The organism is Actinoplanes sp. NPDC089786 (genome assembly GCF_040684855.1).
GTDB lineage: Bacteria > Actinomycetota > Actinomycetes > Mycobacteriales > Micromonosporaceae > Actinoplanes.
Genome location: NZ_JBFBGU010000022.1, coordinates 114,566 through 138,020, shown reverse-complemented (window position 1 = coordinate 138,020; position 23,455 = coordinate 114,566). Strand labels below are relative to the sequence as shown.

Sequence of the window (23,455 nt, the reverse complement as noted above, 5' to 3'; positions counted from 1 at the left end):
CCCCTGGAACCGGCCTGCGCGCCACCTCCGACGGTGGCGGCGCCCTTCGGTGTGCGCTCATGAAGGAGTTCCGTCGTGATGATTCAGCTCGACCACGTGACAAAGAGGTACCCGACCGCGTCCCGGCCGGCGCTGGACGACGCGACCGTCGGCATCGAGAAGGGCGAGTTCGTCTTCTTCATCGGCCCGTCCGGATCCGGAAAGTCGACCATCGTCAAGCTGCTGCTGCACGAGATCCGCCCGACCCGGGGCACGGTAACGGTGAACGCCGAGGCCCTGGGCTCGATGCGCTCGTGGCGGATCGCGCGGTTCCGCCGGGCAATCGGCTGCGTGTTCCAGGACTTCCGGCTGCTGCCGAACCGCACCGCGTACGAGAACGTGGCCTTCGCCCTCGAAGTGATTGGCAAGACCAACGCGGTCGCCCGGCGCGTGGTGCCGGAGGTGCTCGAACTCGTCGGCCTGGGCGGCAAGGAGCACCGCTACCCGCACGAGCTGTCGGGCGGCGAGCAGCAGCGGGTCGCGGTGGCCCGGGCCTTCGTGAACCGGCCGCTGATCCTGCTGGCCGACGAGCCCACCGGAAACCTCGACCCGGACACGTCCATCGAGATCATGCGGCTGCTGGACCGGATCAACCGCACCGGCACGACGGTCGTGATGGTCACCCACGACTCCACCATCGTCAACCAGATGCGCCGCCGGGTCGTCGAGATCGAGAACGGGCGCATCGTGCGCGACCAGCCGCACGGCAGCTACGCCTGAAGTCCGACTCAGCGACCCTGGGGGAACCCGATGCGTCTCAAGTACGTCCTCAACGAAGTCCTGATCGGCCTGTGGCGCAACATCACGATGACGATCGCCATGATGATCACCCTGTCGGTGTCGCTGACCATGCTGGGCGCGAGCGCCCTGATGTATCTGCAGGTCGGCCAGATGAAGGACTTCTACTACGCCAAGATCGAGGTGTCCATCTTCCTGACCGAGGACATCACCGACGGGCAGCGCGCCGGCATCGACGCGGCCCTGACCGCCAGCCCGCTGGTGCGCGACAAGGTGTACGAGACCAAGGCCCAGGCCCTCGCCCGGTTCAGGAAGATGTTTCGGGACTCACCGACGCTCGTCGACGCGGTGCGGCCCGACACGCTGCCCGAGTCGTTCCGGGTCAAGCTCAAGAACCCCGAGGCGTACGACGAGTTCACCCGGCAGCTCGCCGGTAGGCCGGGCATCCAGCTCATCGTCGACCAGCGCGAAGTGCTGGGGAAGGTGTTCAGGGTGTTCTCGTCGATCCAGTTGCTCGCGCTGGTCATCGCGTCGGTGATGGCGGTCGCGGGGCTGCTGCTGGTAGGAAACATCATCCAGGTGGCGGCCTACAGCAAGCGCCGTGAGGTGGCCGTCATGAAGCTCGTCGGCGCGTCGAACTGGTTCATCCAGGCGCCGTTCGTCCTCGAGGCCATGGCGGCCGGCCTCGCCGGTTCGCTGCTCGCCTTCGGCGGGCTCTATGCCGGCAAGGTACTGCTGCTCGACGGCCCGCTGCAGGCGCTGAGCAAGCTGATGACCCCGATCCCGGACGGCAACCTGTGGTTGATGCTGCCCCTCCTGGCGGCGGCCGGCGCCGGCACCAGCGGGGTCGCCGGCTGGATCACGCTGCGTTTCCACATCCGCGTTTAGCCGAGCCGTAGCGGCGTGCACCACTTCGAGGACAGTTTGGGCTCGGTCGGCGAAGCGGAGGCCGGCCAGCCCGAACCGGGGAAGCTCAAAGTGGCCGATCTGGATTGCGGTCATGGGATCCAGCAGGAGAAGCCGGAAGAAACCAACCAGGCGATCCTGACGTGGCTGAACCGGCATTGGTCCCAGCGAACCGGCAGCGACTTCCCAGCCGGGTCCAAGCGGGCGGACACATGGTGGTGCCGTGGCTGATGTCGACAGCACGGCCGCGCCGTGGCGGCCCCAGCCGCCGCTGTCCCGGGTCGCCGTGGCCCGGCTGGTGCAGCTGGCCGGCGCGTACAACATCATCGGGGTCCTGATGCCGTCCCCGCACGGGCGTCTCGGTGAGCTGGCCGCCTGGATCCCGACCAGCGGGGTGCTGACCGCGCGGGCGGCGAGCGCCGCGTCCGGGCTGCTGCTGATCTACCTGGGTGCGGGGCTGCGCCGGGGCAAGCATCGGGCCTGGCAGGTCGCCGTGGTGCTGGCCGGCGCCGGTGTGGTGCTGCACCTGGCCCGGGGCTGGCACTACGACGCGGCCGGGGTCTCCGCCGCGCTCCTGGTCATGCTGATCATCGTGCGCCATCGGTTCCACACCCGGGCCGACCCGTGGAACCGATGGCGGGCCCTGATCGCCCTGCTCGGGTTCGGCGGCGCCGGGTTCGTGATCGGCCTGGCCGAGATCGCGCTCCGGGCCACGCGCCTGGAGGGCCGGCCGGGACTGCTCGACCAGGTCCGCGAGGCCGGTCTCGGGCTCGTCGGGCTGACCGGGCCGCTGCGGTTCACCCGGCCGGTCGCGGCCGAGCAGGTCAGCTACACCACCGGCGCGTTCGGGCTGCTGGCCATCGGGGTGGCGGTGGTCCTGCTGCTGCGGCCGGCCAACCGGCTGCCGCAGCGTACGCGGGCCGACGACGACACCCTGCGGCAGCTGCTGCGCCGCCACGGCGAGAGCGACTCCCTGGGCTACTTCGCCCTGCGCCCGGACAAGTCGCTGTTCTGGACGCCGTCGCGCCGGGCCGTGATCGCGTACCGGGTGATCAACGGGGTGAGCCTGGCCTCCGGTGACCCGATCGGCCCGGCGTCGGAGTGGCCGCAGGTGATCGCGGCCTGGCTGCGGGACTGCGCCGAGCACGGCTGGACGCCCGCGGTGCTCGGCTGCGGCGCCGCCGGCGGCAAGGCGTTCCGCAAGGCCGGGCTGGACGTGGTCGAGCTGGGCGACGAGGCGATCCTGGACGTCGCCACGTTCAGCGTTCAGGGCCGGGCGCTGCGTAGCGTCCGGCAGGCGGTCGGCCGGGTGGAGCGGGCCGGCTTCCAATGCCAGGTGGCCCGGTTGCGCGACCTGCCGGCCGAGGCGGTCGCCGAGGCGAAACGGTCCGCGGACGCGTTCCGGGACGGCAAGGTGGAGCGGGGCTTTTCGATGGCCCTGTCCCGGATCGGCGACCCGCGCGACGGCGACTGCCTGTTCGTGATCTGCCGGGACGCCGGCGGGCAGATCCGGGGCCTGCTGCAGTTCGTGCCGTGGGGCGCACACGGGTTGTCCCTCGACCTGATGCGGGGCGACCGGACCGCGGAGAACGGGCTCACCGAGTTCATGGTGGTCAGCACGGTGAACGCCGCCCGGGAGATGGGCGGCCGGCGGATCTCGCTGAACTTCGCCGTCCTGCGGTCGATCTTCGCCCGGGCCGACGAGCTCGGCGCGGGCCCGTTCCTGCGGCTCACCCACCGGTTGCTCACGACCGCCTCGAAGCTGTGGCAGATCGAGTCGCTGTACCGGTCGAACGCGAAGTACCAGCCCACCTGGTCGCCGCGCTACCTGTGCTTCCCGGTGGTGCGCGACCTGCCCCGGATCGCGGTCGCGGCGTTGTCGGCCGAGGCGTTCCTGCCGCGGCTGGGGTGGCGCCGATGACCCTGACCGGGTGGCCGATCATCGGCCTGGCCGGCCTGGCCGCACTGGTCACCGGCGCGGGCACCGTGCTGCGGTGGCGCCGGAGCCGCGTCCCGCTGCGGCTGGCCGGCCTGCTGCTCACCGAGGCGCTGGTGGTGTTCTCGATCGGGCTGGTCGTCAACCGTTCCCAGCAGTTCTATCCCTCCTGGACGGCGCTGTCCGGGGAGACGGGGACCGCGGCGAAGGCCCAGGATCGGGCCGGGCGGCTGGACGCCTCCTTCGTGGACGGCCGCAGCCGGTCGTGGCCGGGCGGTACGGTCACGGTGCCCGAGGGATATGCCGCCCATCGGCTCGACTACCCGGTGCTGGTCGTCCTCGGCGGGCCCCCGGCGACGGCGCCGGGGGCGATCACCGTGACGATCGGGCCCGGGCCTCGTACGCCGGACCTGCGCGACCTGCCGGCCCGGCTCGGCGCCGACCTGCGGACCAGCCCGCGCGGGTGGGCCCTGGTGGCCACGGCCGCCATGCTGCGGCCGGCCGAGCGTCTGATCGCCGATTTCCCCGGCCAGTTCACCGGGCTGGCGGTCGTCGGGACGGGGCACGCCCCGGCGATCGGGTCGGTCCAGGTGCACGTCGCCGGAAACCGGGCCGAGGCCATCACCTGGGCGTCGGCGCAGACCGCCCCGGCCCTCGCGCCGCCACAGGTGCTCCCGTCATGAGGATCGACGGGCTTCCCCTGTTGCTGACCGCCGCGTTCCTGGTCCTCGCCTCGGCCGCCGCGATCGCCACCCGCTGGCACCGCGTCGGGCCCATCCCGCGGACCATGCTCGTCCTGGTGAGCGTGATCGGCGTGACGGCCACCGCGGCGCTCCAGCTGAACCGGATGACCGCGACCTACGGCGGCGCCGACGCGGTCACGGCACCGACGGTGGCGGCGGGAACGGGCGGTCGCCTCGTCGAGACGACCATCGCCGGCCGGGCATCGGGCATGACCATGCCGGCCTGGGTCTACCTGCCGCCCGGCTACGCCGACGGCCACCAGCGCTACCCGGTGGTCGAGGCCTTCCACGGCTTCCCCGGGTCGCCGAAGGGCTGGCTGCGTAAGCTGAACGCGGTCGGCTACCTCGACCGCGAGATCGCCGCCGGACGCATGGCCCCGACGGTGGTGGCCTTCGTCTACCAGACGCCCGACCCGCTGATCGACACCGAGTGCACCGATCTCACCGGCGGCCCGCGGGCCGAGACCTATCTGACGGTCGACGTGCCCGCGGCGATCAAGACCCGGTTCCGGGTACGCACCGACCGCGCGGCGTGGGGACTGATCGGCTACTCCGCGGGCGGTTTCTGCGCCGCCGACCTGCTGCTGCGGCATCCGGACCGGTACGCCGCGGGGGCCGCCCTGTCCGGCTACGCCACCCCCGGCATCACCGTCGGCGACGGCTCCGAGCGCACCACCAACAACATCGCCTGGCGGCTGCGGCACCTCGCCCGGCCCGTGGTGTCGCTCTACCTCGCCTACGCCGGCGACGACGCGCACTCGCGCCGGGACACCCTGCTCATGGCCCGGCTGGCCACCGCCCCGATGTCGGTCACCACCGCGGTCGTCGCGCACGGCGGGCACAGCAACGCGGTCTGGCGGACCACGCAACCGCCCGCGTACGACTGGTTGTCCGCCCGCCTGGCCCGTCCCGTCGCCGTCCCATGAGGATCCGGCCCGCGCTGGTCGCCGGTGGTCAGACCGCCCGGGCGGGACGGCCTGACCACCGGGTGCGACCAGGCGGCCTGACCGCCGGCGACGGGGGCGAACAGCCCGTCGCCGGCCCGGGGCAGACCGGGCCGGCGGGGGTCGTCAGACCAGGGGCAGGTGCTGCGGTACTCGTCGATCGCGGCGCCCGAGGGGCCGGGGCAGAGGAACTGCTCGTAGCGGGTGTCGTCGTCGACGAATCGCTTGAGCCAGGACACCGTGTGCTTGGCGGTCGGGGTGTTGACGCTGTTCGGGAACGAGTGGCCGGCGTTGTTGAGTTCCAGGTACGACTTCTCGGTCGCGGCCGGAAGGCTGGTGTAGAACGGGATCGCGTGGCTGGCCGGCGGCGCCGTGGTGTCCGACTCGCCGCCGATGATCGCGGTCGGCACCCGTACGCTGCTCCAGCTCTTGGTGGTGTGCCACGGGGCGAGCGGCACCGCGGCCTGCAGCGACGGCCGGGTGCGGGCGGCCTCCAGGCTTCCGCCGCCGCCCATCGAGTGCCCGGCGACGGCCAGGCGCGACGCGTCGATCCGGGTACGCACGGAGCTGCTCGCGGTCAGGTAGTCGAGGGCGGCCAGCAACTGGCGGCCCCGGGCGGCGGGCTGGTCGAGGGTGGACAGCGTCTCGATGCCGATCACGACGAAGCCGTGCGAGGCGATGCGCGGCCCGAGCCAGGAGAGGCTGGACCAGCGGGCGGTGAAGCCGGGGGAGATGGCCACCGCGCCGAACGTGCCCTGGCTGGTGTCGGTCGGGTAGTAGATGACACCCCCGCCGAACGTGGCCTGGGCCGGGACGGTGACCTGGGCGACCGCGAACGGCCCGCGGGACGCTTCGAGGATCGCGCTGGTCGGCGCCGGGCCCCGCTCGTACGGGCTCGCGGCGGATGCGGGGGCGGCGCCGGCGATCGAGCCGGCGACCAGGGCGAGGGCGGTGGCCGAGGTTGCCAGCCAGCGACGGAGACGGGTGGAGGTGTGCACGCCTGACTCTCCTTCGATTGCAAAGGGTGATCGACTGTTGTCAATCTGTGAGCCAGAACATACTCGCCGGTAACAAGACGGCATACATCTCGAAACACATATGGCGCCTGGGCGATATTGACCTTCAGCGAGTGGCGCTGAACGCGAACGAACCCGACCCGGTGGTGAAGCGGGCGTAGCCGTCCCGCATGCCGGCGAAGCGAGCGCCGGCCGGGGCGGTCACCGCCCGGCGGTCCGGCGCCGGGACGAAGATCGTGGCCGTGGCGCCGACCGGTACGTCGGCCCGGAGGGTGAAGCGGCCCGGTGTGCGGGTCCACTGTGACCTCACCTGGCCGAGCGGAGAGCCGACGTGGGCCGAGGCGTGGCGCAGGTCGCCCACCGGGTGCGGCTTGATGACCACCGCCGTGTAGCCGGGCGCGGCCGGTTCGATGCCGGCCACCCGCTGGTAGAGCCAGTCGTCGACGGTGCCGAGGAAGGCGTGGTCGTGCGAGCGCGAGCTGGCGTTCCACTCCTCCCACATCGTGGTGGCGCCGAGTTCCTCGAACCAGTACCCCCAGCCGGGATACGTCGGGTTGGTGGCCACCTGGTAGGCCAGCTCGGCCTGACCGGCGTCGGTGAGCACCGGCAGCAGGATCTTCGTGCCGAGCGCGCCGGTGTTCAGATGCCCGCCCCGCTGCCGGATGTCGGCGACCAGGTTGGCGACGACCCGCTCGCGGTCGGCCGCCGGGACGATGCCGAGGCTCAGCGGCAGCAGGTTCGAGGTCTGCCGGTAGCCCGCGTCCCGGTTGTCGAAGTAGGCGCCCGCCGATCGGTCGAGGAACTCGGCGTTGAACGCGTCCGCGATGGTCGCGGCCAGCGCGGTGAAGTGGGCGGCGTCGGCGTCGTGACCGAGGGCTCGCGCCATCTCGGCGAGATGAGAAGCGGTGAGATGGAGGTACGCGGTGCCGGCCAGCCGCGTCCCCTCCGGTGCGAACGCGTTGCCGGGCGAGAGCCAGTCGCCATAGCTGAAGCCGGTGTAGATGTGGCCGGTCGTGGAGATGGCTCGTTCGAAGTAGCCGAGCCAGGCCTTCATGCTGTCGTAGTTCTCGGCCACCGCCCGCCGGTCGCCGTAGTAGCGGAAGAGGTCCCAGGTGACCAGGACGAGGCTGGCCGACCAGATGGGATCCTTGACGGCCCGGCCCGACTCGGTGGTCGGCTCGGTGACGCCGAGCGACCCGTCCGGGTTCTGGTCGTCGCGGTGCGACCGCATCCAGTTCGCGTAGAAGTCGCGCATGTCGAAGTTGGCGATCGCCGAGTCGGCGTAGAGGTGGCCGTCCGCGGTGTACGGCCGCTTCTCGTACATCGGGGTGTCGGTCGGTATCGAGTGCAGGTTGTTCAGGACCGTGTCGCGCTGGGCGTCCTGGTAGCGGTTGAGCAGGTCGCTCGAGCTGGTGAAGCCGCCGGTGGACGCCACGGCCGTGTGCACGCGCAGGCCCCGGACCGATTCCAGGGTCACCCCGGGCGGCGTGTCGATCTGGGCGTAGCGGAAGCCGGCGTAGCTGTAGCTGGGCTGGTAGCTCTCGACGCCATCACCCTTGAGCGTGTACGCGTACGACTGCAACCGCGTCCCGAACCCGCCGATATTGTCCACGGTGCCGTCCGGAAGCAGCTTCTCGCCGTACACGATCCGCACGGTGCTCCCGGCCGGGCCACGCACGCCGACCCGCGCCCACCCGGCCGTCGTGCGGCCGAAGTCGTACACGTGCGAGCCCGCCGCCGGCGACGTGGTGGCCGCCACCGGCAGGTTCTCGGTCACCTTGATCGCCGGGAAGGCCTGCCACCGCAGGGTTCCGCCGGGGGCGTCGACCGTGACGGCCGGCTGCCAGCGGGATGCGTCGAAGCCGGGCCGGTTCCAGCCGGGCTGTTCCAGGCGGGCGTCGTAGGTCTCGCCGAACCACAGCGACTCCGAGCGGGTCGGGCCCTCGGCCACCCGCCAGCCGTCGTCGCTGAGCACCCGGCGGCTGGTCCCGTCCCGGTAGGTGATGTCCAGCTCCAGCTTGAGCTTCGGCTCGCCCCACCAGGCCGACGCCTTCCACTCGTCCGGGTTGGTCATCGAGTGGAAGCCCCGGCCCAAACTCACCCCGATCGCGTTGGCGCCGGTGCGCAGCGCGTCGGTGACGTCGTACACGCTGTAGAGAACGGTCTTGTCGTAGACCGTGAAGCCGGGGTCGAGCTCGTGATCGCCGATCCGCCGGCCGTTGAGGTAGAGCTTGTTGTAGCCGAGGCCGGAGACGTAGGCGCGGGCCGAGGCGACCGGCTTGGCGACGGCGAAATCGTTGCGCAGCAGCGTTTCCGGCGGCGAGGGAGCCGAGACGGAACCGCCCCAGGGCCCGCTGCTGTAGGCGGCGGCGACCCGGGCGCCGGACCAGGCCGAGTCGTCGAAGCCGGGCTGCTCCCAGCCCGGGCCCGCGGCGTCGGCCGTCTTCCAGGAAGCGTCGGTCACCAGGTCGGCGCCGTTCACCCGGAGCTTGGCCAGCAGCCCGGCCGGGCCGGCGTTGGTGTTGACCGCCTCGACGGCGATGGTGTTGGCGCCCGGCCGCAGCGCGGACGAGATGTCGAGGACCGACGCCGTCCGCCACGTGTCGGCGGCGGCCGGGGAGCGGGACATCTCCCGGCCGTTCACATACAGGGTGTACGCGTCGTCGGCGGTGACCTGGAGCTCGGCCGGCCCGGTGGCCGGGAGGTCGAACGTACGCCGGAAGTAGCGCGTGCCGGCCGGGACCGAGTTGGCCGGATCGCCGTCGGGGTGCCAGATCCAGCTCGCCCCGGTGAGGGACAACTCGGGGGCGGCCCGGCGGGCGCCGATCCAGTCGCCGCGGAACTGGGCCGGGCGCAGGAAGGCGGTCTCGAACCAGGCCCGCCGGCTCCAGGCGGAGGCCGGGCCGGCGCCCGGCCAGACCCGGACCCGCCAGAAGTAGCGGGTACGCGAGGCGAGCGCGGGGCCGGCGTACGCGATGTCGAAGGACGTGGCCGAGTCGACCCGGCCGCTGTCCCAGACGTCGGCCGGGCCGTCCGGGGTGGTCGAGACCTCGATCTCGTACGCGGACTGGCCGGTTGAAAGGATCCAGCCGAGGCGCGGTCGGGCGACGTCGACGCCCAGCGGAGTGGTCTGGTGCTCGACGGTCAGCCCGGTGACATTCGCCGCGTAGGCGGGAGTGCTGCCCGGGACCGACAGGGCGACCACAACCAGCGCGATCAACGCTCGCCTTTTCATCAGGCCTCCGCTGTGAATCGTTTCATAAGGCTCTCATCGATGACCATAGCTGAAACCGGCCGGTAACGTCAGGCCGCCACGGGTTCCTTCGCGGTCGCCGGGGCCGGCACGGCCGGCTGCCGCGCGGGCAGCATCAGCGAGAGGGTGGCGCCGGCCGCGGCGAGTCCGACCGCCCACCAGAACGCCCGGTCGAAGCCGGCCGCGAGGTCGGCGCCGGAGCGGGCGCCGGTGGTCGTCGCGTGCAGGATGACGCCCAGCACCGCGACGCCGAACGAGCCGCCGACCTGGGTGGCGATGCGGGTGATGACGCTGGCGTGCGGGACGTCCGGGCGTTCGATGCCCATGAAGGCCACCGTCATCGGCGGGATGGTCGCGGCGCCCAGCCCCGCGCCCCGCACCACCAGCGCGGCCATGAGGAGCCACTGGTTGGTGTTCGTCCCGGCGAACGCGAACGGCACGGTGGCGACCGTGACGACCAGGAAGCCGGCGACCGAGACGGCCCGGGCGCCGATCCGGTCGACCAGGCGGCCGGCGATCGAACGGCTGAGCAGGGAACCGATGCCCTGCGGCGCGAGCAGCAGACCGGCCTCGAGCACCTCCCGGCCGCGTACCTCCTGCCAGTAGAGCGGCAGCAGGAGCATGGCGCCGTAGAGGGCGAAGCCGGAGAGGAACATCAGGGTCGACGCGGTGGCCAGCGGCCGGTGCCGCAGCAGCCGGACGTCGATCAGCGCGTCGTCCTTCTTCCGTACCGCCCAGAGCGCGAAGGCGGCGAGCAGCGCGGCCCCGGCCAGCAGCGGGATCAGCACGTCGGCCCGGGCGAAGCCGCCGTCCCGGCCGGCGTTGGACAGGCCGAACAGCAGGCCGACGACCGCCGGGGAGACCAGCAGCAGGCCGGCGACGTCGAGCCGCACGCGGCGGGCCGGCTCGTCGGCGGGCAGCAGCAGGGCGGCCGTGACGATGCCGATCAGGCAGAGCGGGATGTTGATCCAGAACATCCAGCGCCAGTCCAGCGAGTTCAGGATGAGGCCGCCCACGACCGGGCCGAGGATCGGGCCGATCACGGCCGGCAGGCTCATGGTCGACATCACCCGGCCCAGGCTGCGGCCCTGGGCGGCCCGGACGACCAGGGTCATCATCAGCGGCAGCATGATGCCGCCGCCGACGCCCTGCAGGGCCCGGAAGGCGATCAGGCTCTCGACGTTCCAGGCCAGGCCGCACAGCACCGACGCGATCAGGAAGACGCTCTGGGCGAGGATCCACAGCCGCTTGCCGCCGAGCCGGCTCTGCGCCCAGCTGACCAGCGGGATGGTCACGCCGAGGGCCAGCAGGAACGCCGTGCTGACCCACTGGATCGTGGCGACCGAGGCGTGCAGGTCCTCGGCCAGCGTGCGGAGGGCGACGCTGACGATGGTGGTGTCGAACAACATCGCCAGCGCGCCGGCGATCACGGCGACGGCCGTACGCGTCAAGGTCTGGTCGTGCTTGGGCTGCTCAGCCACGGTCATCTCCCGGATAAGGGACGTTCGTCTCTTATCAAGGTAGGTGCGCGCCGTAAGAGACGCAAGTCTCTTAAGGCGGAGGCTTCTGTGAGTACGCCGACACGAGCGGGAGGAACACCTGGTCGACGATCTCGACCAGCGGCTCGTGCAGCGCCTCCAGCTCGCTCTCCGAACCGGCCAGCAGAGTGAACTCGTGACGCGCCAGGACCGCCGGCACCGACAGCACCCGGTCCGGAACCCGCGCGTGGGCCAGCTCGCCCCGGGCCACCGCCCGCTCCAGCAGCACCGCCACCTGCGACCGCATGGTCCCGGTGAACGTGCCGTCCTCGGCCAGCAGCGCGGCCAGGATGCTGCGGATCAGGGCCGGGTCGACGCTGCTCATCCGCCGCACCGCCGCGTCGAGCAGCGCGAGCATGTCGCCGCGCAGCGAACCGGTGTCCGGCGGAGCGGTCAGCGGCGCCCCAGCGTGATGGTTCACGGCGGCGACCGCGAGATGGGCCCGGTTCGGCCAGCGCCGGTAGAGGACCTGCTTGCCGGTCTGCGCCCGGGCCGCCACGCCGGTGATGGTCATCTGGTCGAACCCGACCTCGGTGAGCTCGGCCCAGGCCGCCTCGAGGATGACCTCCTCCAGGGCCGCGCCCCGGCGGCGGGTGCCGGCCGGCCTGCTGACCGCTTCCACGACGTCCTCCTCACCACCGGACCACCGGGCCCCTCCTGGCGCCCGATGGTGACGAACCTACGTGATGCCCGGCCCGGCCTAGGGCCGCAGGGCCCGGTCGGCCGGGGTCCAGGTGGACGGCCGGGCGACCTCGGCCAGCGTGATCGACCGGAGGACCCGGGTCAGCTCGGCCACCGAGAACGGCGCGCCGCCGACCTCGACCTTCGTCCGGCCGTCCTTGGTCCAGAGGCTGCACTCGCCCCACTTGAAGCACTTGGTCTGGCCGGCCGCGCCGGTGGTGTTCGCGTTCCGGCTCGGGATGACCATGATGCTGAGACCGCCGCGGATCCGGGTCCACGGCTTGGCCAGGCCGGTGGTGGCGGGAGCGGAGGCGGCGTAGGTGGCGCCGCCGTAGTCGCCGCCGCGGGCCGTGTTGATGCCGCCGAGGCCAGCGCGGATAAAGCTTGACCAGCGCGTTGGCCACGGCGTCCTCCGCCGCGTGCCAGTCCCCGCAGGTGATGTAGGCCAGCTTTCGCAGCGACGCCATCTGGGACGTCACGAACTCGCGGAACGCATCCTCGTCCTCGGCCTTCAAACGGCTCCCCCTCCTGACGGAGGTGTAACGGTCGCACCGGCCCGCAGGGTTGCACGGGCAAGCCAGAAAGGTGTGCCCCACCGGAAAGGGCCGGAGCCCGTATCGTCAAGGACTCCACATCAGGTACGGGGGCCACAGGTGCGATTCGGTGTCACCGGTCATCGGGTTCTGCCGCCGCGGATCGCCGAGTTCGCGGCCGACCGCTGGCGCCGCGAGCTGCCCACCGGCAGCCGGCTGCACGGTGTCTCCAACCTCGCCGACGGCGCCGACCAGCTGTTCGCCGAACACGTGCTGTCGGCCGCCGGCACGCTGCATGTGGTGCTGCCTTGCGAGGGCTATTCCGACGGCAGCCGGGCGCGGTTCGAGCAGCTGCGCCGGTCGGCCGGCTCGGTGGTCACGATGCCCTACGCCGAGCCGTCCGAGCAGGCCTACCTGGCCGCCGGCCAGGCCATGGTCGATGCCTGCGACCATCTCTTCGCGGTCTGGGACGGCTGCCCGGCCCGCGGCGTGGGCGGCACGGCCGATGTCGTCGCGTACGCCCGCCGCCGCGGCCGCCCGGTCACCGTCCTGTGGCTGGACGGGGTGCGGCGAGACTGACCACCGGCAGCCCCGGCGCGGGCGGCACCGCGAGCTCGGCGAAGATGCGCGCGGCCCGGTCGGCGGCGCCCGTGCCCTGGTGGGCGCGCGCCTGCTCGTACCGGTCGCCGCTCTCCTCGGCCAGGGCCAGCGCCTCGTCGTGCCGGTCACGGGAACCGGCCGTGTCGCCGGTGGCCCGCAGCACCTGGCCGAGGTCGTTGAGCGCCTCGGCCTCGCTGGCCCGGTCGCCGATCCGCCGGTGCAGCACCACGGCCTCCCGCAGGTGACCGGCGGCGTCGGCGAGCCGGCCGGTCAGCACCAGGATCGCGGCCAGGTCGGTGCGGACGTACGCCTCGGCGGTGCGGTCACCGGCCCGCCGGAACGCGGCCAGGCTCTGCTCGAGCCGTTCGGCGATCGGCTCCAGCGGGTCCTTGTGGTCGGGCAGCCGGGCCAGCAGCGAGAGCACGTACGTCTCGCTGAATCCGTCGCCGAGCCGCTCGTAGATCTCACACGCCCGCCGCAGGCGCTCGGCCGCGCTCTCGTGGTCGCCGAGCCGGTCGTCGACCAGACCGAGCCGCACCAGCGCGTCCGCCTCGCCGGCCTCGTCGTCGACCCGGCTGTACAGGTCGCGGGCCTGCTGGTAGCGGTCGGCGGCCTGCCGGTAGTCGCCCAGCCGCCAATGCACGCTGCCCAGGTTGCGCAGCGCGACCGCCTGGGCGGCGTGCTCGCCGAGGTCGGCGTACAGGGTCAGGGCCTGCCGGTAGGTCTCGGCGGCCCGATCCAGGTGGCCCTGCCGGCGGTGCAGCCGGCCCAGGTTGGACAACGCGCGAGCCTGGGCCAGCCGGTCGCCGGCGGAGCGGGCGGCGCTGACCGCGGACGCCGTGACGGTCACCGCCTCGGCCACCGGGCCGCCGGCGTCGAGGTAGCGGAACAGCGTCCCGGCCAGCGCGACGGTGTGCCGGTGCCAGCCGTGGGCCGCCCCGTACACGCAGATCGCGGCCAGGTTGGGTCGTTCCGCCTCGATCCAGCGGCGGGCTGCGTCGGTGTCGCCCGCGGCCGAGCCGTCGTCTGGGTGGAGCGCGCTCATCGCCGCCTCGGAACCCGCCAGGTAGTGGTCGAACAGGCGGGCCACGGCCGCTTCGCGTTCCGGCGCCGGGTCGTGGGTCTCGGCCAGTTCCGACGCGTACGCCCGGAGCAGGTCGTGCATGGCATAGCGGCTGCCCGCTCCGGCCTGCACCAGGCTGGCCCGGACCAGCACACCGAGCAGCCGCCGCGCCTCGCCCACGGTCGTCCCGGCCAGCGCCGCGACCGCGTCGATGTGCGCCCCGGCGCCCGGGTGCAGGCCGAGCAGCCGGAACATCCGCGCCGCGCCGCCCGGCAGGTTCTGGTACGACCAGGAGAAGACCGCCCGCACCTCGGCCCGCGGGTCGCCCGCGTCCAACATGTCCAGCCGGTCCTGGTGGTCGCCCAGCTCGGCGACCAGGTCGGCGAGCGGGACGTCGGCGCGGTCGGCGGCCAGCTCGGCGGCGATCCGCAAGGCCAGCGGCAACCGGGAGCACGCGGCGGCCAGGTCGTTCGCCGCGGCCTGCTCCTCGTCCACCCGCGCGCCGATCAGGCGGCGCAGCAGGCCGAGGGCGTCCGGCGGCGGCAGCAGGTCGAGGTTGACCCGCTCGGCGCCGTGCACCGCCACCAGGCCGGGCAGCGAGTCACGGCTGGTGATCAGCACCAGGCACGACCCGGTGCCGGGCAGCAGCGGCCGCACCTGCTCCACCGACGACGCGTTGTCGAGCAGCACGAGCATCCGCCGGCCGGTCAGCTCGGACCGGTAGCGGCCGGCCCGCTCCTCGACGCCCGGCGGGATCTCGGGCCCGTGCACACCCAGCGCGCTCAGGAACCCGGCCAGCGCGTCGGTCGCGGCCAGGGGCTGCTCGGCGTCGTAGCCGCGGAGGTTCACGTAGAGCTGCCCGTCCGGGAACGCCTCGCGGACCCGGTGGGCCCAGCGGACGGCCAGCGCGGACTTGCCGACGCCGGGGGTGCCGGCGAGGAGCGCCACGGCCAGCGGTGGCTCGTCGCCGCCGGCGGGCGCGAGCAGGCGGTCGAGGGCGGCCAGTTCGCCGGTACGCCCGGTGAAGGCGCGGACGTCGGCCGGCAGTTGCGCCGGGACCGACGAGGCGGCGGCCGGTGGCGCCGCCGGGGGCCGCACGTCGCTCGCCGCCAGGATCAGCGTGGGGTCGGCGGCGATGATCCGCTCATGGAGTTTGCGCAGGCCCGAGCCGGGGTCGCTGCCGAGCTCGTCGGCCAGCCGGCGGCGGATCCGCCGGAACCGCGCGTCGGCGTCGGCCTGCCGGCCGGACCGGTAGAGGGCGAGCATGGTCTGCTCGGCCAGCCGCTCGTCGAGCGGGTGTTCGGCGTCCGCGGCGTCGAGCACCGGCAGCAGCTCACCGTGCCGGCCGAGCCGCAGGAGCACGTCGTTGCGGTCCAGTTCGGCGGCGAACCGCTCGCCCAGCAGCATCCGCCGGGTCGCGTCCGACCACGGGGTGTCCAGGCCGGCCAGCGGCTCGCCCCGCCACAGGCCGGTGGCCTGGGTGAGCAGGTCGGCGCCGGTGTGGTCGGACTCGGCCGACCGGGCCAGCGTGACCAGCCGGCGGAACCGGTGCAGGTCGACGGTCTGCGGGTCGGCGGTCAGCACGTACCCGCCCGGGCGGCGCTGGATCTCGACGTCGGCCGCCTCGGCGAGGGCGCCGCGGAGCCGCGACAGGTAGCTGTAGAGCGTGCCGGCGACCCGCTGCGGGGTGTCCTCACCCCAGACCCGGTCGATCAGCTGGTCGACCGGGACCGGGCGACCGGCCTCGATCAGCAGGACGCCCAGCACGTACCGCTGCCGGGCGTGCCCCAGATCGACGGATCGGCCGTCGATCCTTGCCTCCACCGCGCCGAGCACCCCGAAATCCGCCGCCAACCCCCGCTGCACATCCTTTCGTCCTCAGCGTCCACCAGGGGATTCAAGATTTCCCCAAGGCCGGACACGAGTCTCCCACGCTTCGTCCAAGGTCCGCGCCCGACTATTGACCGTGTTGCAAGCAGCCAGGTCGGCCATCCCGGTTAGGTACGGGGGAATCGGGCGGGAAGGCCTGGCTGCCTCGCAAGTCGGCCGTCCCGGTTTCATACGGGGGAATCGGGCGGGCCGAATTTGCCGGGCGTGGATGGCGACGTGCACAATCGACCACCGCCGATACTGTTCTCAGTCGCGGGGGCTGGTGTGTCGTTCAACGGGTTCATTTCGTACAGTCATGCGGCCGATGGGCGACTTGCCCCGGCCGTTCAGCGGGGTCTCCATCGGCTGGCCAAGCCGTGGCACCGTCGCCGGGCACTGTGGATCTTCCGGGACCAGACCGGGCTCTCGGTGACCCCCGCGCTGTGGACCTCCATCCAGACGGCGCTCGACAAATCCGAATACTTCGTGCTGATGGCCTCCCCGGAGGCGGCGCAGTCACCCTGGGTGAACCGCGAGATCGAGCACTGGGTCGCCAACAAGCCGCTGGACCACATCCTGCCCGTGGTGACCGACGGCGACTGGCGATGGGATCCGGCGGCCAAGGACTTCGACGCGGATTCCACCTCGGTGCCGCCGGCCCTGCGCGGGGTGTTCGCCGAGGAGCCGCTCTACCTCGACCTGCGGTGGGCCCGCGACGACCAGCACCTGAGCCTGCGGCACTCCCGCTTCCGCGACGCGATCGCCCAGCTCGCCGCCCCGATGCACGGCGTCAGCAAGGACGATCTCGAGGGCGAGGACGTCCGCCAGCACCGCCGCGCGGGCCGGCTGCGCCTGTCCGCGGTGGCGATGTTGCTGCTGCTGACCGTGCTGGCCTCGGTGACCGGGATGTCGGCGGTGCAGAACGCCGCCCAGGCGAACGCGTCCGCCGTCGAGGCCCGGCGGCAGGAGAAGGAGGCGACGGCGCAGCGGGGCAACGCGGCGCGGTTCGCCGACGAGGCCACCCGGCAGGAAGATCTGGCGCGCGACGGTGAGGCGCGGGCACGCGGCGCGGCGGCCGAGGCCCAGAAGCAGGAGGAGGCGGCGAAGGCGCAGAAGGCGCTCGCCGACAAGGCCTCCAGCGACGTCAAGGTGCAGCTGGCGAAGGCCGACGCGGCGGCGGCGCGGGCCAAGCGGCAGCAGCAGCTGGCCGCGCGGCAGAGCGCGCTGGCCCGTGAGTCGGCGAAGGAGATGCGCCGCCAGCAGGACCGGGCCAAGGAGCAGGAACAGCTGGCCAAGGAGCAGCAGAAGCTGGCCGGCGAGGCGGGCGACGAGGCCGCCAGGCAGAAGCAGATCGCCGCGGACCAGGAGAAGCTGGCCCTCGAGGCCGGCGCCCAGGCCCGCGCGCAGGAGAAGATCGCCCGCCAGCAGGAGCAGAAGGCGAAGGAGGCCGGTGACGAGGCGGCCCGCCAGCAGAAGATCGCGATCAGCCGCCGCCTGGTCAACGAGGCCAAGGCCACCGTCAACGACGACTCGCGGCTGGCGTTCAAGCTGGGCGTCGCGGCACAGAAGATCAACCCGGCCGACGACATCAAACGTGAGGTGGCCGGCCTGGTGACCTCCAGCCGGCACCTCGGGTCGATCGAGGACGTGTACGAGGCCATCCCCGGCCCCAACGGCCTGCTCGCTACCACCGGTTCCGTGGGCGGCTCCATCACCCTGTGGAACGCGGCCGAGCCGGCCCAGCGCGTCAAGCTGGCGACGATCGAGAAGACCGGCCGATCAGGCAGCAAGGTGGCGTTCAGTCCGGACGGGAAGACGCTGGCCGTCGTCTTCAGTCTGGGTGCGGAGCTGTGGAACATCACCGATCCGGCCAAGCCCCGGTTGCTGGCCGCGTTCGCCGACGACCAGTTCCTGAACAACACCGCCGTCGCGTTCAGCCCGGATGGCCGGACGCTCGCCGTCGGCGACCGCCGCGAGCCCACTCCGGGCACCGCTGAGCAATGGGGCTACGCGACGTTGTACGACGTCGCCGACCCGGCCCGTCCCACCGTCCTCTCGGTGTTGCGCGAGGGCATCGGCCAGGTGCCGACCTCGAAGGTCTCGTTCAACCGGGACGGACAGACCCTCGCGGTCGCGATGTACTCGGCGCTCATCTGGGACATCTCCGACCGGGCGCACCCGGTGCAGCGCAGCCGGATCCCGTTGAACAACCTCTCGTACGGCATCGCCTACAGCCCCACCAAGGAGGTGCTGGCCATCGGGGACTACTACGGCACGGTCAACGTCTTCGACATGAGTGACAGCGCCCAGCCCAAGGTGCAGTACACGTTCAGCAGCGGGTTCAAGGGCAACCTCACGCTCGCATACAGCCCGGACGGCAAACGCCTGGCCGCCGGGTTCGCCGATGCCATGATCGCCGTCTGGGACGCCAACAACGGCGACAAGCGCGAGATCGCCCGGATGCAGGGTCGCGTCCAGGTCGCGTCGGTGGCGTTCAGTCACGACCTCAAGACCCTGGTGACCGTGGAGGCGGCGGAGACCGCTGTGCTCTGGGGCCTGGAGGACTTCGCGGGCCCCGAGCGGCGTGGTGGCGAGCGGGGCCACAGCGGGGTGGTCGCGGTGCGATACGCGCGGGACGGAAAGACGATGGTGACCGCCGGCGACGAGGGCACCGCCGTGTTCTGGAAGGTGTCCGGCAGCGGCAACCCGGAGCACCAGAACACGCTCTGGCTGTCCGGCGCCCGGCCGATCACCTTCGCGTCGTTCAGCGCCGATCTGCGGACCGCCGTCGCCGGTGACTCCGAGCGGCTCATGCTGCAGGACCTCAGCGATCCGACGAAACCGGCGCCCTTCGCCTCGATGGGGGTGCCGCCGTGGGTGCACAGCGTCGAGCTCAGCCCGGACGGTCGCTTCCTGCTGATGGCCGGCTATGACCAGTTCTGGCTGTGGGACATCGGCAACCACCGGGACCTGCAGAAGATCGCCACCATCGATGTCGAGCGTCAGAAGGCGGCGGTGGTCGCCTTCCGGCCGGACGGGAAGCTGATGGCGATCAGCGTCGGCAAGAAGGTGAACCTCTGGGACCTCGCCCGGCCGTCCGCGCCCAGGCTGGTCGGCACGACGACCGGGCACGCCGGCGAAGTGACCGCGGTGTCGTTCAGCCCCGACGGGCGCACCCTGGCCTCGGGCAGCCAGGACCGCTCGGTGGTGCTCACCGACGTCTCGAACCCGGTCGAACCGGAGCGGATCTCCACAATGACCGGCCACACCGAGTCGATCGGGAAGATCGTCTACGGCTCGGACGGCAAGACTCTGCTCGTCGCCGACTGGGGCAGCTGGTCGACGGTGTGGGACGTCGCCCAGCCGGCCCGGCCGGTCCGGCTCTCCCGCACCGACACCACCCACGCCTACTCCCGCGGCGCGATGGACTTCAGCCCCGACGGGCAGACCCTCGCCATCGGCATGACCGCACCGTACGGCGTGGTCGGCATGTGGGACCTGGCCCCGATGAACCGCCTCCGCGCCGACCCGGCCGCGTTCAGCTGCGCCATCACCGGAGCCGGCCTCAGCAAGGCCGAGTGGGCCCGCCTCGTCCCCGAGCTGGACTACCGGAAGACCTGCTGATCAGCTCGCGGCGGCCGGCGTGAGGCGCTCGTAGGGGAGGTTCTCGCCGGCCTCGACCGCGGTCGGCAGGCGGTTCTCGGCCGGCGGCAGCGGGCCGGTGGCGTCAGAGAGTCAGCGAACCGTCAGGTCCGGGCACCACGGACCGTCAGGTGCGGACGTTGCGATGGGCGCATGACCACTCTGCTGACCCGGCTCGGCGCCTGGACCTGCCGGCGCCGCCGAACCGTCCTGCTGATCTGGCTGGCCGTCACCGTCGCGGCCGGGGCGCTCGCCGTCACCGCCGGCGGCCCCTACCAGGACGACTTCTCGATTCCCGGCTCGCGCGCCCAGCGGACCCTGGACACCGTCGCCGAGCGGTTCCCGGCCGCGTCCGGCGCTTCGGTCCGGGTCGTGCTCGTGGCCCCGGCCGGACGCCGGCTCACCGTCGAGCCGTCCCTGGCCGAGGCGCGGCACGCGCCGCTGGTGGCCGCGGTGGCCGCGCCGATCGTCTCGGCGGACGGCCGGACCGCCCTGGTGAACGTGCAGTACCGGGTGAAGAGCGCCCAGCTGGAGCGCCCCGCCCTCGACGCGCTGGAGGACGCCTTCCAACCGGCCCGCGACGCCGGCCTGCGGGTCGAGTTCGGCGGCTCCGCGTACGGCGAGGGCGAGTCCGGCGGCGCGACCGAGGCCGCCGGCCTGCTGATCGCGCTGCTCGTCCTGGTCATCACCTTCGGCTCGCTCGTGGCGGCCGGGCTGCCGCTGCTCACCGCGCTGCTCGGGGTGGGCGTGACCCTGGCCGGCCTGACCGCGGTCGCGGGCACGCTGGCCCTGCCGACAACCGCGGCGCCGATGGCCCTCATGCTCGGCCTGGCCGTCGGCATCGACTACGCGCTGTTCATCGTCGCGCGGCACCGGTCACAGCTCGCCTCGGGCCTGCCGGTGGCCGAGTCGGTGGCCCGGGCGATCGGCACGGCCGGTGCCGCCGTGGTCTTCGCCGGGCTCACCGTGGTCATCGCCCTGACCGGCCTGACCGTGGTCGGGATCCCGTTCCTGAGCGCGATGGGCCTGGCCGCGGCGGCCGCCGTGATCGTCGCGGTGCTGGTGGCGGTCACCCTGATCCCGGCGCTGCTGGGCCTCCTGGGGGAGCGGCTGCGCCCGGGACGCGGCTCGCGTCTCGCCTGGCGCCTGGGACGCGGCTCGCGCCCGGCCCGGCGCCCGATGGGCGCGTGGTGGGTGCGGCTGGTCACCCGCCGCCCACTGGTCACGATCCTCATCGTGGTCGCGCTTCTCGGCGTAATGGCCGTGCCGGCAACCGACCTGCGGCTGGCCCTCACCGACAACGGTTCCGCGCCGGTGACCAGCACCCAGCGGCAGGCCTACGACCTGACGGCGGCCGCCTTCGGACCGGGCTTCAACGGCCCACTGCTGGTCCTCGCCGACCTGACCCAGGAGGGCGCTGCCGACCCAGCCCGGGAGGGCGCTGCCGGGCCGGCCCAGGAGGGTGCTGCCAGCCCGGCCCGGGAGGGCACTGCCGGCCCGGCCCGCGAGGGGGACGACGATGCCGGCCCGGCTCGCGAGGGCGACGCCGGCCAGGGTCGCGAGGGCGATGCCGCGCCGGTCGGGCGCAGTGACCAGGCAGCGAAGCTCGCCGAGCGACTCGGCGCGGTGGACGGGGTGGCGGCCGTCGGGCGCCCTCAGCTTTCCACCGACGGCCGTTACGCCCTGGTGTCGGTGATCCCGGCGACCGGGCCGCAGGACGTACTTACCAACCAGTTGGTAGGAAAGCTGGAGGCGGCGGGCGGGGGTTCGGTGGGGGTCACCGGGGCCACCGCGATCGGCATCGACATCTCCGCGCTTCTGCGCGCTGCCCTCGTACCCTTCGCCTTGATCGTTGTCGGTCTGGCCTTCCTGCTGCTGGCCGTGGCGTTCCGGTCGCTGGTGGTGCCGCTCAAGGCCACGCTGGGCTTCCTGCTGTCGGTCGGCGCGACGCTGGGCGCGGTGGTCGCGGTGTTCCAGTGGGGCTGGCTGGCCGAGCTGATCGGGGTCCCGCGCACCGGCCCGGTGATCAGCTTCATGCCGATCATCCTGATGGCGGTGCTGTTCGGCCTGGCCATGGACTACGAGGTGTTCCTGGTCAGCGGCATGCGTGAGGAGTACGTCCGGAGCGGCGATCCGCGGCGTGCGGTCACCAGCGGGTTCCAGGCTTCGGCGCGGGTGGTCGCGGCGGCCGCCCTGATCATGGTCGCGGTCTTCGCGAGCTTCCTGCCGGGCGGCGACGCCACGCTGAAACCGATCGCGTTCGCGCTCGCCGTGGGCGTGCTCCTGGACGCGTTCCTGATCCGGATGACGCTCGTGCCGGCGGTCCTGACCATGGCCGGACATCGAGCGTGGTGGCTCCCGGTGATGAAATAACCATCATGGACAGCATCCTGGTGGTGGACGACGACCCGGGTCTGCGTGAGCTGCTGGTGTCGGCGCTGCGGTTCGCGGGGTTCGAGGTGGCGGCGGTCGGCGACGTCCCGGCCGCCCTGGCCGTGATCGCGGCCGGTGAGCCCGACGCGATCGTGCTGGATGTGATGCTGCCGGGCACCGACGGCTTCGACCTGGTGCATCTGCTTCGTGATCAGGGCGTACACGTCCCGGTGATGTTCCTGTCGGCGCGCGACGAGTTGGACGACCGGGTGCGCGGGTTGCGCCTGGGCGGGGACGACTACCTGACCAAGCCGTTCGACGTGGTGGAGGTGGCCGCGCGGCTGGAGGCGCTGCTGCGGCGGGCCCGGCGTGTGCCGCCGGCGCAGCCCGAGGGCGTGCTGCGCTGCGGTGACCTCGAGCTGGACGAGGCCCGGCATCTGGTGACCCGGGGCGGGCGCCCGATCGAGCTCTCGCCGACCGAGTTCCGGCTGTTGCGCTACCTGCTGGCCAACGCCGGGCGGGTGGTGTCCAAGGCGCAGATCCTGGACCACGTCTGGCAGTACGACTTCGGCGGCGACACCGGTGTGGTCGAGCGGTTCGTCTCCAACCTGCGCCGCAAGACCGACCTCGGCGGGCCGTCGCTGATCTGCACCGTGCGGGGCTTCGGCTACAGCCTGCGAGCGGTGGCTCGATGAAGAACCCGGTGAAAAGGATGAAGTGGTGGCGGCGGGCGCTGATCGTGGGCCCGGAGGTGGCGGCCGCGACGGCGGTCAAGGAGGCCTTCGACGGGCAGCGGCGGGCCCAGGACCGGCTCCGCAGCTTCGTCGCCGACGCCAGTCATGAGCTGCGTACGCCGCTGGCCACCATGCACGGCTGGATCGATCTCTACGTCCAGGGCGGCCTGCGCGAACCCGGAGAGCTCGACCACGCGATGGAACGGATGCAGGCCGAGGTGGGCCGGATGCGGCTCCTCGTCGACGAGCTGGCGCTGCTGGCCCACCTCGACTCGGACCGGCCGCTGGACCGCCGGCCGGTCGACGTGGTGGCGCTGGCCGGCGAGGTGGTCGAGGACGCCCGGGTGGTCAGCCCCGACCGCGCCATCACCCGGCTCGGCGTGGCCGAGGCGGTCGTCGACGGTGACGGGCCGCGGATTCAGCAGGTGCTGCGCAACCTGGTCGGCAACGCGGTGCAGCACACTCCGCCCGGCACGCCGGTCACGGTCACGATCGACCAGCCGGGGCGCGAGGTGGTGATCGCGGTACGCGACGAGGGCGACGGGATCGCGCCGGAGCACCTGGCGCATGTGTTCGAGCGCTTCTACCGGGCCGATCCCAGCCGCAGCCGCGGCGGGGGCGCCTCGTCGGGCCTGGGCCTGGCCATTGTGGAGGCGATCGTGATCGCGCATGGCGGCACCGTCGGGGTGATCTCGGCGCCGGGGGAGGGCACCACCGTGCGGATCTTGCTGCCTTGTCGTACAAATTGACCATTGTGGATTTTTGTCCGGTCTCCTGACCGTCGTCACCTTCGGCCCCGCCTCTCGCCAGGCCGGCGAGAGGCGGGGGTACGGGTCAGCTGCAGACC

The 23,455-nt window shown here is 72.6% G+C and carries 16 protein-coding genes and 1 pseudogene; 11 read left to right on the top strand and 6 right to left on the bottom strand.

The features are described 5' to 3' along the window. Positions 1-78: 78 nt before the first annotated feature. From ftsE to AB0O15_RS39100, 6 genes are read left to right on the top strand one after another with little or no spacing between them, the layout of a single operon-like run. Positions 79-759: a cell division ATP-binding protein FtsE gene (gene ftsE / locus AB0O15_RS39125; RefSeq protein WP_364330137.1), complete on the top strand. Its 681-nt coding sequence runs from the start codon at positions 79-81 to the stop codon at positions 757-759. Between the two features lie 30 nt (positions 760-789). After that, positions 790-1,665, top strand: a complete 876-nt coding sequence (gene ftsX, locus AB0O15_RS39120) for a permease-like cell division protein FtsX (protein WP_364330099.1) — start codon at positions 790-792, stop codon at positions 1,663-1,665. A gap of 15 nt (positions 1,666-1,680) precedes the next feature. Next, complete coding sequence (locus tag AB0O15_RS39115; protein ID WP_364330097.1) at positions 1,681-1,914, top strand: alpha/beta hydrolase; 234 nt, start codon at positions 1,681-1,683, stop codon at positions 1,912-1,914. Further along, positions 1,907-3,604 carry a phosphatidylglycerol lysyltransferase domain-containing protein gene (locus tag AB0O15_RS39110; protein WP_364330094.1) on the top strand — a complete coding sequence of 566 codons (1,698 nt, stop codon included), beginning with the start codon at positions 1,907-1,909 and terminating at the stop codon, positions 3,602-3,604. The genes AB0O15_RS39115 and AB0O15_RS39110 overlap by 8 nt, the downstream gene beginning before the upstream one ends. Next, entirely contained in the window at positions 3,601-4,302 is a 702-nt protein-coding gene (locus tag AB0O15_RS39105) for a hypothetical protein (RefSeq protein WP_364330091.1), read from the top strand. Before AB0O15_RS39110 ends, AB0O15_RS39105 begins: the two co-directional genes overlap by 4 nt. Then, positions 4,299-5,288, top strand: a complete 990-nt coding sequence (locus tag AB0O15_RS39100; protein ID WP_364330088.1) for an alpha/beta hydrolase-fold protein — start codon at positions 4,299-4,301, stop codon at positions 5,286-5,288. The genes AB0O15_RS39105 and AB0O15_RS39100 overlap by 4 nt, the downstream gene beginning before the upstream one ends. 146 nt (positions 5,289-5,434) lie before the next feature. On the opposite strand, the pseudogene AB0O15_RS39095 reads toward AB0O15_RS39100, so the two are convergent. The 5 genes and pseudogenes from AB0O15_RS39095 to AB0O15_RS39075 all read right to left on the bottom strand — a co-directional run. Next, positions 5,435-6,274: pseudogene (locus tag AB0O15_RS39095) on the bottom strand (dienelactone hydrolase family protein); the annotation flags it as partial. Positions 6,275-6,428: 154 nt separating this feature from the next. Further along, a complete protein-coding gene (locus tag AB0O15_RS39090) occupies positions 6,429-9,557 on the bottom strand; it encodes a family 78 glycoside hydrolase catalytic domain (protein WP_364330085.1) in 3,129 nt (1,042 codons plus the stop codon). A gap of 68 nt (positions 9,558-9,625) precedes the next feature. Next, complete coding sequence (locus AB0O15_RS39085; RefSeq protein ID WP_364330082.1) at positions 9,626-11,056, bottom strand: MDR family MFS transporter; 1,431 nt, start codon at positions 11,054-11,056, stop codon at positions 9,626-9,628. 70 nt (positions 11,057-11,126) lie between these two features. After that, positions 11,127-11,735, bottom strand: coding sequence for a TetR/AcrR family transcriptional regulator (locus AB0O15_RS39080; protein WP_364330079.1), 609 nt, complete (start codon positions 11,733-11,735; stop codon positions 11,127-11,129). A gap of 78 nt (positions 11,736-11,813) precedes the next feature. Continuing rightward, on the bottom strand, positions 11,814-12,041 hold the full coding sequence (locus AB0O15_RS39075; RefSeq protein WP_364330076.1) for a hypothetical protein: 228 nt from the start codon (positions 12,039-12,041) through the stop codon (positions 11,814-11,816). A 406-nt stretch (positions 12,042-12,447) separates the two neighbouring features. Between AB0O15_RS39075 and AB0O15_RS39070 the strand changes: the two genes are divergently transcribed. Beyond that, the gene (locus AB0O15_RS39070; RefSeq protein ID WP_364330073.1) at positions 12,448-12,906 is read left to right on the top strand and encodes a hypothetical protein; all 459 of its coding nucleotides are present in this window, start codon (positions 12,448-12,450) and stop codon (positions 12,904-12,906) included. Here the strand turns inward: AB0O15_RS39070 and AB0O15_RS39065 are convergent. After that, positions 12,869-15,856: a BTAD domain-containing putative transcriptional regulator gene (locus AB0O15_RS39065; RefSeq protein WP_364330070.1), complete on the bottom strand. Its 2,988-nt coding sequence runs from the start codon at positions 15,854-15,856 to the stop codon at positions 12,869-12,871. The two genes, AB0O15_RS39070 and AB0O15_RS39065, sit on opposite strands and share 38 nt — an antisense overlap. A gap of 228 nt (positions 15,857-16,084) precedes the next feature. Here AB0O15_RS39065 and AB0O15_RS39060 point away from each other — a divergent pair, with 228 nt between their 5' ends. The 4 genes from AB0O15_RS39060 (at position 16,085) to AB0O15_RS39045 (ending at position 23,357) form a co-directional block, all read left to right on the top strand. Next, a complete protein-coding gene (locus tag AB0O15_RS39060) occupies positions 16,085-19,483 on the top strand; it encodes a TIR domain-containing protein (protein WP_364330067.1) in 3,399 nt (1,132 codons plus the stop codon). 171 nt (positions 19,484-19,654) lie between these two features. Further along, positions 19,655-21,874: an MMPL family transporter gene (locus AB0O15_RS39055; RefSeq protein WP_364330064.1), complete on the top strand. Its 2,220-nt coding sequence runs from the start codon at positions 19,655-19,657 to the stop codon at positions 21,872-21,874. A gap of 5 nt (positions 21,875-21,879) precedes the next feature. Continuing rightward, positions 21,880-22,569, top strand: a complete 690-nt coding sequence (locus AB0O15_RS39050; RefSeq protein ID WP_364330061.1) for a response regulator transcription factor — start codon at positions 21,880-21,882, stop codon at positions 22,567-22,569. Then, positions 22,566-23,357 carry an ATP-binding protein gene (locus AB0O15_RS39045; protein ID WP_364330058.1) on the top strand — a complete coding sequence of 264 codons (792 nt, stop codon included), beginning with the start codon at positions 22,566-22,568 and terminating at the stop codon, positions 23,355-23,357. Before AB0O15_RS39050 ends, AB0O15_RS39045 begins: the two co-directional genes overlap by 4 nt. Positions 23,358-23,455 lie beyond the last annotated feature (98 nt).